At 40.9% G+C, this 13,874-nt stretch carries 12 protein-coding genes; 9 read left to right on the forward strand and 3 right to left on the reverse strand.

The annotated features are described in order from the left end of the window. Nucleotides 1-85: 85 nt before the first annotated feature. From hemE to MHI23_RS05105, 6 genes are all read left to right on the forward strand, one after another. Entirely contained in the window at nt 86-1,144 is a 1,059-nt protein-coding gene (gene hemE, locus MHI23_RS05080; RefSeq protein ID WP_041117026.1) for a uroporphyrinogen decarboxylase, read from the forward strand. Between the two features lie 32 nt (nt 1,145-1,176). Then, nucleotides 1,177-2,115 (forward strand): ferrochelatase, encoded by a 939-nt coding sequence (gene hemH / locus MHI23_RS05085; RefSeq protein ID WP_024426557.1) that lies wholly within the window; start codon nt 1,177-1,179, stop codon nt 2,113-2,115. 22 nt (nt 2,116-2,137) lie between these two features. Beyond that, nucleotides 2,138-3,550: a protoporphyrinogen oxidase gene (gene hemY, locus MHI23_RS05090; RefSeq protein WP_041117028.1), complete on the forward strand. Its 1,413-nt coding sequence runs from the start codon at nt 2,138-2,140 to the stop codon at nt 3,548-3,550. A 175-nt stretch (nt 3,551-3,725) separates the two neighbouring features. After that, nucleotides 3,726-4,304 carry a TetR/AcrR family transcriptional regulator gene (locus MHI23_RS05095; protein ID WP_169510857.1) on the forward strand — a complete coding sequence of 193 codons (579 nt, stop codon included), beginning with the start codon at nt 3,726-3,728 and terminating at the stop codon, nt 4,302-4,304. A 64-nt stretch (nt 4,305-4,368) separates the two neighbouring features. Further along, on the forward strand, nt 4,369-6,678 hold the full coding sequence (locus MHI23_RS05100) for a YhgE/Pip domain-containing protein (protein ID WP_125587312.1): 2,310 nt from the start codon (nt 4,369-4,371) through the stop codon (nt 6,676-6,678). 144 nt (nt 6,679-6,822) lie between these two features. After that, on the forward strand, nt 6,823-7,872 hold the full coding sequence (locus MHI23_RS05105) for a M42 family metallopeptidase (protein WP_025093349.1): 1,050 nt from the start codon (nt 6,823-6,825) through the stop codon (nt 7,870-7,872). 34 nt (nt 7,873-7,906) lie between these two features. On the opposite strand, the gene MHI23_RS05110 is transcribed toward MHI23_RS05105, so the two are convergent. Further along, complete coding sequence (locus MHI23_RS05110) at nt 7,907-9,196, reverse strand: cation:dicarboxylase symporter family transporter (protein ID WP_024425470.1); 1,290 nt, start codon at nt 9,194-9,196, stop codon at nt 7,907-7,909. Nucleotides 9,197-9,535: 339 nt separating this feature from the next. After that, nucleotides 9,536-9,673 (reverse strand): protein YhfH, encoded by a 138-nt coding sequence (yhfH, locus tag MHI23_RS05115; protein ID WP_008359029.1) that lies wholly within the window; start codon nt 9,671-9,673, stop codon nt 9,536-9,538. Nucleotides 9,674-9,829: 156 nt separating this feature from the next. Between yhfH and MHI23_RS05120 the strand changes: the two genes are divergently transcribed. The 3 genes from MHI23_RS05120 (at nt 9,830) to MHI23_RS05130 (ending at nt 13,291) form a co-directional block, all read left to right on the forward strand. Then, nucleotides 9,830-10,573 carry an MBL fold metallo-hydrolase gene (locus MHI23_RS05120; protein WP_024426552.1) on the forward strand — a complete coding sequence of 248 codons (744 nt, stop codon included), beginning with the start codon at nt 9,830-9,832 and terminating at the stop codon, nt 10,571-10,573. Between the two features lie 2 nt (nt 10,574-10,575). Next, nucleotides 10,576-11,565 (forward strand): lipoate--protein ligase, encoded by a 990-nt coding sequence (locus MHI23_RS05125; RefSeq protein ID WP_024425472.1) that lies wholly within the window; start codon nt 10,576-10,578, stop codon nt 11,563-11,565. A gap of 172 nt (nt 11,566-11,737) precedes the next feature. Next, a complete protein-coding gene (locus MHI23_RS05130; protein WP_025093351.1) occupies nt 11,738-13,291 on the forward strand; it encodes a fatty acid--CoA ligase family protein in 1,554 nt (517 codons plus the stop codon). 81 nt (nt 13,292-13,372) lie between these two features. Here the strand turns inward: MHI23_RS05130 and MHI23_RS05135 are convergent, their stop codons facing one another. Next, a complete protein-coding gene (locus MHI23_RS05135) occupies nt 13,373-13,780 on the reverse strand; it encodes a hypothetical protein (RefSeq protein ID WP_024426550.1) in 408 nt (135 codons plus the stop codon). Nucleotides 13,781-13,874 lie beyond the last annotated feature (94 nt).

Genomic DNA, 13,874 nt, shown 5'->3' on the forward strand with positions numbered 1-13,874 from the left:
CGTGCCTTGAAAAAACGGTATAGTAAAAGCAGGTTTGAGCCTTGTACAAAAAGAGAGTATAAGGCGAAAGGTGGAATGAAAGGTAATGGGAAAAACGAAGGTTTTTAATGACACGTTCTTAAAGGCGTGTAAAGGGGAAAAAACAGACCATGTACCAGTTTGGTATATGAGACAGGCAGGACGCTCACAGCCTGAATATCGTGCCCTTAAAGAAAAATACGGGCTATTTGAAATTACGCATCAGCCAGAGCTATGTGCTTATGTAACGAGACTTCCTGTAGAACAATATGGTGTAGATGCCGCTATTTTATATAAAGATATTATGACCCCGCTTCCGGCTATTGGAGTGGACGTAGAAATTAAAAATGGAATTGGACCTGTGATTGATGCACCGATTCGATCTAAAGCAGATATCGAACGTCTTGGGGAACTTCATCCTGAAGAAGACCTGCCATATGTGCTTGATACCATTCAGCTTTTAACGAAGGAGCAGCTGAATGTTCCGCTTATCGGTTTTGCTGGCGCACCATTTACGATGGCAAGCTATATGATTGAAGGCGGCCCATCTAAAAATTATCATAAAACAAAGGCACTGATGTACAGTGATCCTGAGGCGTGGATGCTGCTTATGAACAAGTTAGCTGATATGACGATTACGTACATACGCGCGCAGGTAAAAGCCGGGGTCAGTGCATTTCAAATTTTCGACTCATGGGTTGGTGCTTTAAATGCAGCAGATTACCGGACATTCATTAAGCCTGTCATGCAGCGAATTTTCACAGAGCTGAAGTCTGAAAACGTCCCAATGATCATGTATGGAGTTGGAGCAAGCCATTTAGCGAAAGACTGGCATGACCTGCCGCTTGATGTGGTTGGACTGGATTGGCGTATGAGTGTAGACGAAGCAAGAAAAGAAGGGCTCACAAAAACGTTACAGGGGAACCTTGATCCAACCATTTTACTTGCTCCTTGGGAAGTCATTGAAGAGAGAGCAAAAGCTATTTTAGATCAAGGAATGAAATCAGATCACTTTATCTTTAACTTAGGTCATGGGGTATTTCCAGATGTTTCACCAGATACGTTAAAGAAGCTGACAGATTTTATTCACGATTATTCAGCGAAACATAAAAAATCATCCATCTAAACTATTTCAAATGATCTGAAGGAGTGTTGGTTGTGGAGAAAAAGAAAATGGGACTTCTTGTCATGGCATATGGCACCCCATATAAAGAAGAAGATATTGAGCGTTATTATACACATATCCGCAGAGGCAGAAAGCCGGAGCCAGAGATGCTGCAAGATTTGAAGGATCGCTACAAGGCAATCGGCGGTATTTCTCCTTTATCAAAAATTACCGAACAGCAGGCAAATGGTTTGTGTGATCATTTGAACGACATCCAAGACGACATTGAATTTCATGTCTACATTGGCTTAAAGCATATTGAGCCGTTCATTGAGGATGCAGTTGCAGAGATGCACAAGGACGGCATCACAGAAGCAGTGAGTATTGTTCTTGCGCCGCATTTTTCAACCTTTAGCGTGAAATCGTATAACAAGCGTGCACAAGATGAGGCAGACAAGCTTGGCAATCTGAAGATTACGTCTGTGGAAAGCTGGTACGATGAGCCGAAGTTTGTGGACTATTGGGTGAAACAAGTGAAGGATACGTATGCATCAATGAGTGAAGAGGAAAGAGAATCAGCCGTACTCATTGTGTCTGCACACAGCCTTCCTGAAAAGATTATTGCAGCAGGAGATCCATATCCTGATCAGCTCGCACAATCTGCCAAAATGATTGCAGAAGGTGCAGGAATTGAACATTATGAAATAGGCTGGCAAAGTGAAGGCAACACGCCTGATCCATGGCTTGGACCAGACGTTCAAGACTTAACACGTGACCTATTCGAACAAAAAGGCTATAAAACGTTCGTATATGTGCCTGTTGGATTTGTCGCTGACCATCTTGAAGTGTTATACGACAACGATTATGAATGTAAAGTCGTGACAGATGAAATCGGTGCAGCCTACTATCGTCCAGAAATGCCAAATGCGAAACCAGCATTTATTGATGCTCTCGCAACTGTCGTATTAAAGAAGCTTGACGAAAGCAAGTAATTATATAAAAGAAGGCGATCCTATGCATGACAATCAAAAACACCTTGTCATCATTGGCGGTGGCATCACTGGTTTAGCCGCCGCCTTCTATTTGGAAAAGGAAGTCGAAGAAAAAGGTCTTCCCATTCAAATATCTCTTATTGAAGCGAGCCCTAGGCTAGGTGGAAAAATACAAACATTATATAAAGACGGCTACATCATTGAACGTGGACCTGATTCATTTTTAGAAAGAAAGGTCAGTGGACCGCAGCTGGCGAAGGATGTGGGTCTCGCAGATCAGCTCGTCAATAATGAAACAGGGCAGGCATATGTACTAGTCAATGAAACTCTTCACCCGATGCCAAAAGGCGCTGTCATGGGTATTCCAACTCAAATCAGCCCATTCATCACAACCGGTCTTTTTTCAGTTGCAGGAAAAGCGAGAGCCGCAATGGATTTCGTCTTGCCAAAAAGCAAGCAAACAGAAGATCAGTCGCTCGGTGAATTTTTTAGAAGACGTGTCGGTGATGAAGTAGTTGAGAATTTAATCGAACCTCTTCTATCAGGCATTTATGCAGGTGACATTGACCGTCTCAGCTTAATGTCTACCTTCCCGCAGTTTTATCAAACAGAACAAAAGCATCGCAGTTTGATTCTTGGGATGAAAAAATCACAGCAGCATGCGAAAGCGCAGCAAGTGACAGCGAAAAGACAAGGGCAGTTCCAAACGATCAATCAAGGACTGCAAGCGCTTGTTGAAGCAGTAGAAAGCAAGCTCAAGCTGACAACGATTTATAAAGGGACAAAAGTGCAGCAGATTGAAAAAACAGATGGGGGCTACGGTGTGCAGTTAGACAGCGGTCAAACGCTTTTTGCTGATTCAGCCATTGTGACAACTCCGCATCAATCGATCTATTCCATGTTTCCAAAAGAAGCAGGGCTTGAGTACTTGCATGATATGACATCAACTTCTGTTGCAACGGTGGCACTCGGTTTTAAAGAAGAGGATGTTCATAATGAATATGACGGTACTGGTTTTGTCATCTCAAGAAACAGTGATTTCTCTATTACAGCCTGTACGTGGACGAACAAAAAATGGCCGCATACAGCTCCTAAAGGAAAAACGCTATTGCGTGCCTATGTAGGGAAAGCTGGCGACGAATCAATTGTCGAGCAGTCAGACCATCAAATCGTCAGCATCGTGCTGGAGGATTTGAAAAAAATCATGGATATTAAAGCAGATCCAGAACTGACGACAGTGACTCGCTGGAAGACGAGCATGCCGCAATATCACGTCGGTCATCAAAAAGCTATTTCGAACATGCGAGAAACGTTTAAGCAATCATATCCTGGTGTTTATATCACAGGTGCTGCTTTTGAAGGTGTCGGAATCCCTGATTGTATTGATCAAGGAAAAGCTGCTATTTCAGAAGCTTTATCTTACCTATTTTCATAAAAAAACAACTCCCTTTTCTGTCATGGAAAGGGAGTTTTTCATGTTCGAATCAATCGAAAAGAGTTGGGAATCATAAATGTGAACAAAGTTGTTGCATCCGGGGAAAAGGGTGTGGTATATTACTTTCTGTACTTAATGACCAAAACGTTCAAATAGTCATTTTGGGAGTGAGATCATGAGTGTTGATAGGAGACAAATGATTTTAGACGGGGCTACGAAGGCATTTACTCAATTCGGGTATAAAGCCACCACAATGGACCTCGTGGCGAAGCTTGCCAACGTCGGAAAAGGAACCATTTATACCTTTTTCAAAAACAAAGAAGAGCTGTTCGATGAAATTTTCACATCCCTTTTAATGGAGATGAGGAAAATTGCGGATGAAGCAATGGATGAGGAAAAAAGTTTCTCTGAAAACCTTCACTTAGCACTCTTTGCAATATTGGAATTTCGAAAAAACCACCAGCTCACAATCAAAATCTTTCAGGAAAGTGCGGAGCTTGGCACGTCAGCGGTCAAGGAAATGATTGAGAAGATGGAGCAAATGATCATTCGCTATATCAAAACGAAAGTAAAAGAAGCGATTGATAAAGGCGACATTAAGCCATGTGATCCTGAATTGACTGCATTTGTGATGGTGAAACTATATATTGCACTTATTTTTGATTGGGAAAAGCGATACGAGCCTTTAACAAAAGAAGAGGTGGCCGAGTCGCTGGAACTTTATGTTCTCAAAGGACTTTTAGTAGCACCATAATTTTTTTTAAGTTCAAATGACCAAATTCTAAATTTAGTCATTCATCTATGGGAGGAAAACAGCAATGAATTTAATTCGGAATCAATGGAAAGACATTGTGACGAGCAAAAAACTACTGATCCCGATTTTAGCTGTCTTATTTATTCCGCTGATTTACAGCGGTGTATTTTTAAAAGCGTACTGGGATCCATATGGTACAGTCGATCAGTTGCCTGTAGCGGTTGTCAACTTGGATGAAGGCAGTCATTATGACGGGAAGACACTGCATGTCGGCGATGATTTAGTGAAGGAATTAAAGAAAAACGATAATTTCAAATGGAACTTTGTCGATAGTGAAGAAAAGGCAGTGAAGGGATTAAATAATGAGGATTATTATCTCGTCGTGGAAATACCAAAGGATTTCTCGAAAAATGCAAGTACAGTCCTTGATAAACATCCAAAAAAATCGAATCTGAAATATTATACGAATCCAGGCGCCAACTATGCGGCGTCACAAATTGCGAATAATGCCATTATCAAATTAAAAGATTCGGTTTCAAAGGAAGTCACAAAAAATTACGCAGAGGTCATTTTTGATAACTTCAAAACGATTGCAAAAGGTTTAGATCAAGCAAGCGATGGTGCGAAGAAAATTGATGACGGAACAAAAAGTGCAAAAGATGGCAGTAACAAGTTAAAGGACAATTTAGCAAAATTGGCTGAAGGAACATTAACCTATAGCGAAGGTGTTCATCAGTTTGCTGGTAAAATGGGTGAACTGAACACAGGGATACAATCTCTTGACAGCGGACTTGGCCAGCTCTTAACAGGCTATCAAACCATCGATCAGAAATTTGGAGAGCTTGGCACAGGAATTGATACATTGACTGAAGGGTTAAACACAAGCCGTGAAGGTCATCAGCAGCTCGCTTCTAAAATGCCGCAATTCACAGCGGGTATTGAGCAGCTAAACAACAAAGCACAATCTTTTTCAGAAAAAATTGAAGCAGTAGAAAAAGTCTTGTCGTCACCAGAATTAGCGAATCTTGAAAAGATGGCGCCTAAACTCGATCAGGTGAAAAAAGACGCAAAAACGTTTAGTACAAAACTTGCTTCATTAAAAGAAGCGCTATCGAATCGAGATGCTAAAGTAAAAAGCATCATCCAAAACAGCTCAATGACAGATGAAGAGAAAAAGGCGGCAATGGATCAGCTTGACAGTCTGCCTAAAAACGAACTGCCAGATCTGTCTGGACTTGAACAAAGCTTAGCGGCCTTGCAGGAACTGCCTGATGCAAGTGAGGTTCAATCTGCGGTTGCTTCTGCAAAAGCTCAGCTGCAGCAAGTCAAACAGCTGCCAAAGAAAACGGAACAGCTGTACACATCTACAGTCGCGATACAAAATGCGATTGATCAAATGACATCTGGAACGAATAAATTGTATCAAGGTGCACTTAAGCTTCAAACAGGTCAAGGCCAATTACAAGATGGTCTGCAAACAGCAAATGGAAAGCTGAATACAGCGAAAAGCGGTGCAGATAAGCTTGCGAATGGTTCAAGCCAGCTGAGTGCAGCGTTAAATAAGCTGGAAAGTGGTTCAACGAATATCCAAAGCAACACATCTAAGCTTGCTGAAGGCTCAAAATCACTCGATAAAGGATTGGGAGATTTAAAGAGCGGTACAGGTAAGCTGTCCGATAAATTAAAAAGTGCCGCTGATGAAACAGGAGAAATTGATGCGGGTCAAGACAATTACAATATGATTGCGAGTCCCGTGAAAACAGAAAATGATACAGCGAAAAAGATCGATAATTATGGTACAGGGCTCACACCTTATATTTTATCGATGGGACTCTTTGTAGGGGCTCTCATGCTCACCGTTGTATTCCCAATGAAAGACCCTGCTGGACGCCCTAGAAACGCGTTTGAATGGTTTTTCAGTAAATATAGTGTGCTTCTCTTTGTCGGTATCCTGCAAGCAGTTATTGCAAGCTCCATGCTCATCTTTGGGCTTGGTCTTGAGGTGGAAAGCCTCTGGCGCTTCTATCTCTTTGCGATTATCGTCAGTCTGACATTCTTAGCGATCATTCAGCTGCTGGCGACGACTATGGGGAATCCAGGACGCTTCATTGCCGTTATTATCTTGGTTCTTCAGCTCGCAGCAAGTGCTGGTACATTCCCGCTTGAGCTTGTGCCGAAATTCTTCCAAGTCATTCATAGTCTGCTTCCAATGACGTATACCATCAACGGATTTAGAACGATTATTGCAAGCGGTGATGACAGCTATTTATGGCACCAAGCAGCGATCCTTGGAACAGTTGCGATCATCATGATGGCAGCAACAACAGCATACTTTGCTTGGAACGTAAGAAAAATGAAACAGGACGAAGCTTAATCTATGAATCCTTTCTCTTTATAGAGGAAGGATTTTTCATTTGAAATTAGACATCTCGAACCTGAAGCGATATATTTTAAGAAGAGATGCTGAAAAAGGCATACATGGAAGGAATTGCTTTTCAGACAAAGGAGGAAATGCCGAATGACAACTGAAGTAAACGAAACCGTTCAGCTGATTCAAAAGCTCGTATCAATTCCAAGTCCATCAGGAAATACAGAAAAAGTGATCGGCTTTGTTGAACGTTTTTTACAAGATTTGAATATTGAGACAAAACGAAATCGAAAAGGCGGATTAATTGCCACCATCAAAGGCACAGATGACAAAGAACACCGCATGCTGACAGCGCATGTTGATACGCTCGGTGCGATGGTTAAGGAAATTAAATCAAATGGACGGCTTCGTCTTGCACTCATTGGAGGCTTTCAATATAACTCAATTGAAGGCGAATATTGTGAAATTGAAACAGCATCAGGCCATACATACACAGGGACCATTCTTATGCATCAAACATCCGTACACGTCTATGCGGATGCTGGAAAAGCGAAACGAAATCAAGAAAATATGGAGATTCGTCTCGATGAAAAGGTGAAAAATGCAGACGATATCAAAGCACTTGGCATTCAAGTAGGGGACTTTATTTCATTTGATCCGAGAGTGGAAGTGACGTCTTCAGGGTTTATTAAATCAAGACATCTTGATGATAAGGCAAGTGTTGCGCTGCTTTTGCGTCTCATCCACCGGATTCAAAAGGAAAAGATCACATTGCCGCATACGACGCATTTCTTAATTTCCAATAATGAAGAGATTGGCTACGGCGGCAACTCGAATATTCCAGAAGAAACAGTGGAATATCTAGCTGTAGATATGGGTGCGATCGGTGACGGTCAATCAACAGATGAATATAGTGTATCGATTTGTGTAAAGGATTCGAGTGGCCCTTATCACTATGGATTACGCAAGCATTTAGCTGCATTAGCAGAAGAGAACAACATTGATTACCGCCTTGATATTTACCCTTATTATGGCTCTGATGCATCAGCAGCCATTAGAGCAGGGCATGATATCATTCATGGACTGATTGGTCCTGGTATAGACTCCTCGCATGCTTTTGAAAGAACACATGAAGATTCACTTATCCATACAGCGGATCTCCTTTACTACTATGTTCAATCACCATTAATCACAGCATAAAAAAAGAACCCCTGATAGATGGGGTTCTTTTTGATTAGCTTGAAAGCTGTGTTGGCTCAGGTGCCTCTTGTCCAGTCATCACACGATGTCCTTTTTCAGGGTCATACTGCCCTTCCCATTTAGACATGACAACAGCTGCAAGTGCATTTCCTGTTAAGTTTACAACTGTCCGCGCCATATCCATGATACGGTCCACACCTGCAATAAATGCAAGACCTTCAGCAGGTACACCGATCGTTCCTAATGTCGCGAGTAATACAACAAATGAAGTACCAGGAACGGCAGCCATTCCTTTAGATGTAACCATCAGCACAAGAACTAGTGTAAGCTGCTGGACGATCGTAAGGTCAATGCCATATACCTGTGCAAGGAAAAGCGCAGCAATGGCTTGATACAAGACGGAACCGTCCAGATTAAATGTATAACCGATTGGGATAACGAACGAAACAATGCCTTTTGGACATCCGATGCGCTCCATTTTATCCATGACTCTTGGTAAAACTGTTTCAGAGCTGGATGTACTAAAGGCAAGAAGCATTTCGTCTTTCATGTAAGCAAGAAATCTGAAAATATTGACGCCAATCATCTTTCCGATAATTCCGAATACAACGATAAGGAAGAGAGCGAGCGCAAAATAAACAAGACCTACAAGCTTACCTAATGAAATAAGAGATTCAAGACCAAATTTTGATACGGTCACACCAATGAGTGCAAATACACCAAATGGTGCAGCTTTCATCACAACATTGACGACATGGAACATGGCATGTGATACACCCTCGAAGAAGGCGAGCACTGGTTTACCGCGTTCCCCAATCGCTGAAACGCCAAGTGCAAATAGCACAGTGAAGAAAATAATCGCAAGCAAATCACCTTCCGCCAATGATTGGAAGAAGTTCGTTGGAACGATATGAAGGAACGTATCAGCAACTGATTTGCTGCTTTGCTCTTTTTCCGTTTCAACATACTGGCTAATATCTTGTTTTTCTGCATGTCCAAAGTCAACGCCTGCACCAGGTTGTACAAAGTTTGCAAGGACAAGACCAAGGACAATCGCAAATGTTGTGATAATTTCAAAATAAAGAATGGTTCTAAAACCTAGTTTCCCTACTTTTTTACCATCACCCGCACCTGCAACACCTAAAATTAAGCTGGATACGACAATTGGTATGACAATCATCTTGATGAGTCTTAAGAAGAAGTCTCCAATTGGTTTTAAGTATGTCTCGACACCTGGGTTACCGAAAAAGATTGCCCCAACAACGACACCGAGAATAAGACCGATTAGGATTTGAGTAGCCAATCCAAATTTTAATTTTTTCATAGATTTCCTCCCTAACATATTCATTAAAGGAATATTCCCATCATATTAAGTTTTAATATATGAATTAAAGTATAACTAAAATTAAAGAGGTTCGTCCACGATAAAATTATATTAAGAAAATACAAAATTGTTAGAAAAAATAGACATTTAGAACCCCCTTCATTGCTTCTAGTCAATAAAAAGTGTCTTCAGAACTAAAACTCATCATATGAAAATACTAAAAAACCCTTTTGTGACAGGGGTTTTACCTTTTTACCTATTTTTCAGAAAAAATAAAAAGCACTTTTGACTCCAACTGACGAAGGAGGAAAAAAGTGCTTTTTTATTCAATTTATTTCCTTATTTAAGATAACTTACTTGTGAGCATTCCTCACATTCATTACCATAACACTCGTGCTGTTCCATTAAATCATTTCCACATTTTGTGCATTTTTTTGAGGGCAAATTTCTAAAAAACTCTGTGATTTTTCCTAGCATTTGTCATCCTCCTATACGTTTTGTTGCTATTATTGTATTATAACAGATTGATAATTGTCAATCTGTTTTGTAACAATAGGCAGGAAGAATGCTTTTTTCATGAAAAATGGGTATATTGTAAGAAGGGGATTTTTAGAAAAGGAGGGAAAAATGACGATGAAATTAACCATAATTGGATGCTATGGAGGGTTTCCGGCAGCTGGTGAAGCGACATCAGGCTACCTTTTTGAATCAAATGGCTTTCGTCTTCTTGTAGACTGCGGAAGCGGTGTTCTTTCAAAGCTTCAGCAATACATTGATATAGAAGAACTAGATGCTGTTCTCCTTTCTCATTATCACCACGATCATATTGCAGATATCGGACCACTCCAATATGCGAAGCTAGTGGGATATCATTTAGGAAAAAGCAGCGGCCCGCTTCCGATCTATGGACATACTGGTGATCAAGAAGCATTTGGACGGCTTTCTGATGATGTACATACAAAGGCAAAGCCTTATCAGCCGGAAGAAGGGATTCAACTCGGACCCTTTCAAATTGATTTTTTGAAAACGGTTCATCCAGCAGAATGCTATGCGATGAGAATTCAGGCAGAAGATGCTGTGGTCGTGTATACAGCAGACTCAAGCTATCAGGAGGCATTTATTCCATTTAGCAAGGGGGCAGATCTGCTCATTGCCGAAAGCAATTTTTACGCTGGACAAGATGGATCAGGTGCTGGACATATGAACAGTACGGAAGTAGGAAAGATTGCAAAGGAAGCAAATGTTGGGGAACTCATCATCACCCATCTGCCCCATTTTGGTCGTCATAAAGACCTAGTCAATGAAGCACAGGCGTTATATACTGGCAGTATACAGCTTGCCCATTCAGGGCTTAGATGGAACAAGGAAGGAAGATAGAGATGCTGTTTATCGATAACGAACAACATTATGATCCAATGATTAATTTGGCAATTGAAGAATATTGCTTAAAATATTTAGATCCAGAAGAAACGTATTTGCTGTTTTACATTAATCAGCCGTCGATCATTATCGGAAAGAACCAAAATACAATAGAAGAAATCAACACAAAGTATGTGGAAGACAACGGAATCAAAGTCGTGCGCCGCTTATCCGGCGGTGGTGCAGTTTACCATGACAAAGGGAACTTAAACTTCAGCTTTATCACAAAAGATGATGGAGACAGCTTCCATAACTTTAAAAAGTTCACAGAGCCAGTCATCAAAGCGCTTGAAAAGCTGGGCGTTAAAGCTGAATTGAGCGGCAGAAATGACATCATGGCAGATGGACGTAAAATTTCTGGAAATGCCCAGTTCGCAACAAGAGGACGTATTTTCAGCCATGGCACACTTCTATTTGATTCAGAAATTGAACATGTCGTTTCGGCTTTAAATGTGAAAAAAGAAAAAATTGAATCAAAAGGCATCAAATCGATTAGAAGCAGGGTTGCCAATATTAGTGAACTGATGGATCAAAAAATGACAACAGAAGAATTTAGAAAAATTCTTTTAAGCTACATTTTTGATACAAATGGGGACGTGCCTCAATATCGCCTGACTGAAAAGGATTGGGAAAAGATTCACGAAATTTCTAGAGATCGCTATCAAAAATGGGAATGGAACTACGGCCGTTCACCGAAATTTAATTTGCAGCATTCTAAGAGATTCCCTGCAGGCTCCATTGATTTGCGATTAGAAGTGAAAAAAGGGATGATCCAGGATTGCAAAATCTTTGGTGATTTCTTTGGTGTAGGGGATATTGCCGATATTGAGAAGCGGCTCATCGGACAGCAATATGATCGTAAAACGATCAGTGATGTCTTAGAAGATATGGATATGCGCCACTATTTCGGCAACGTATCAAAAGAGGATTTTCTTGATTTGATTTATTAATTGCGGGAAAGCACGGCTAGAGATAGCAGTGCTTTTTTGATTGAAGGAAATGAAAGCGATTTACATTTGATCTTGTGGATTTTTTCGATTGTCTATTATAATAGAAAGGAGGAATGTTCGGCCATAAAATGAATGGTCATTCATTCATTGATGACATGTAAGGGGTGGGAGAATGGATTTGATCAAAAATCTTCAGCAGACGGCGATGACGAAGGGAGAAAATATCGCACTGATCTTTGAAGGAAAGAAGTGGACCTATCGAGAGCTGATGACAAGTATCGAGCGTTTTGCAGATGGATTAGTCAACGAAGGGTTTCAAGCTGGGGATCATATCGCGCTTATTTTAGGAAATTCACCGCATTTTGTCATTTCTTTTTTTGGCGCATTAAAGGCAGGGCTTGTCGTTGTACCTATTAACCCAACGTATACACCTAGTGAAATTGGATATATGCTCATCACAGGCGATGTGAAAGGTATTGTGGCGCCTGAACAGCTTCTGCCAGTTTACGAGCAGGTGTATGAGCAGCTTCCGTCGATTGAAAGAGTCATTATTTGTGCAGAAAATGAATCGGCGTGCAGATCAAGCTTCAAGGAAGTATCTGATCGACTTGTTTTCTTTGGAAAGCTTGTGTCAGGTGCTGCGAATGAAAACGTACATCCTTCCATTCAGCCAGATGATACTGCTGTTATTTTATTTACATCTGGCACGACTGGAAAACCAAAAGGTGCCATGCTGACTCATTTCAACCTTTATTCAAATGCCAGAGATGTCGCTGAGTATTTATCGATTGATAAAAAGGACAAGGTTATTGCCGCTTTGCCAATGTTCCATGTATTTTGTTTAACAGTCTGTATGAATGCACCGTTGATTCATGGTGCGACGATTTATGTCTTGCCGCATTTCAGCCCGTCAGAGCTTTTGCGCATGATGGAAAAAGAGAAGCCAACGTTATTTGTTGGAGTGCCCACCATGTATAACTATTTGTACCGCCAGGAGGGGCATGAGGAAGCGATGTCATCCGTGAGGATCTGTATATCAGGTGGTGCCTCAATGCCTGTTGCCTTACTCCATGGCTTTGAGAAAAAATTCGGTGTTACGGTCCTTGAGGGCTATGGGCTATCAGAGGCATCTCCAGTGACTGCATTCAATCCTCTTGACGGAAAAAGAAAACCAGGTTCTGTCGGGACTGACATTATGAATGTGAAGAATAAAATTGTGAATGAACTAGGAGAAGAAGTCGGTCCAAATGAAGTCGGAGAGCTGATAGCAAAAGGGCCAAACATCATGAAAGGCTATTATCAAATGCCAGAAGATACAGAAGCTGCACTAAGAGACGGCTGGCTGTATACTGGCGATTTGGCGAGAAGAGATGAAGAAGGATATATTTATATTGTCGATCGGAAAAAGGATATGATTCTTGTTGGCGGTTATAATGTTTATCCAAGAGAAGTAGAAGAAGTACTCTATCAACATGAAGCTGTAGCAGAAGCCGTTGTCATCGGTGTGCCAGATCCGAACACGGGAGAGGCAGTCGTCTGTTACATTTCCCCTAAGAAACATGCTCACATCAATCAAGAAGACATCATCACACATTGTTCACGCTATTTAGCAAAATATAAGCAGCCCCAAACGATCCATTTCATAGATGATATTCCTAAAAACACAACAGGTAAAATTTTAAGAAGAGCGCTAAGAGAAAAGTATCAAGCAGAAGAAAGTAAATAAAAAAAGGGGGTCTCTGATGAAGAGACTCCCTTCGCATGTAGACAAATCCTCGCAATTCAAAGTTTTCTCTCAAAGATCATTTTAGCTCTTTTGAATGGCTTCTTTTAACTGTCTCTGAAAAGAATTCGACTGTTTTTGATTCAGTTCATAAAACGTTCCATCAACTAAAAAAACGACCTGTGATCGGTTGGTCCAAAGCTGGAAGGTGGTGCCGTTTGTTCGTCCGAACATCACCTTGGCAATATAATCGGGCTTTTTTAAATTTTTCTTCAGATGATTGCTTGTTTGTTTGCCTTTATTTAATTCTTCAATTAAATCTTCTACTGTGTCCTTATCATCTATTTCATAAGAGATGGATTCATTCGCAGGTGAGAGCAGCAATTTTTCAGCTCGATTCTCATCAAAGATTTCGCTCGTCCGGCTGAACACATAAAAGAAGGTGATTAATAAAAGTCCAAAAATCACAACTCCTGCAAGGATTTTCTTCATTTTGATCCTCCAACTTACTGTTTTACATGTAGCTTCTCCGATTTTTGAGTCGCATAATCATTTTTTTCGCGAAAGCTTTTTCTGATGGGGCATG

It is taken from the genome of Bacillus sp. FSL M7-0003, assembly GCF_038628485.1.
Classification (GTDB): domain Bacteria; phylum Bacillota; class Bacilli; order Bacillales; family Bacillaceae; genus Bacillus; species Bacillus safensis.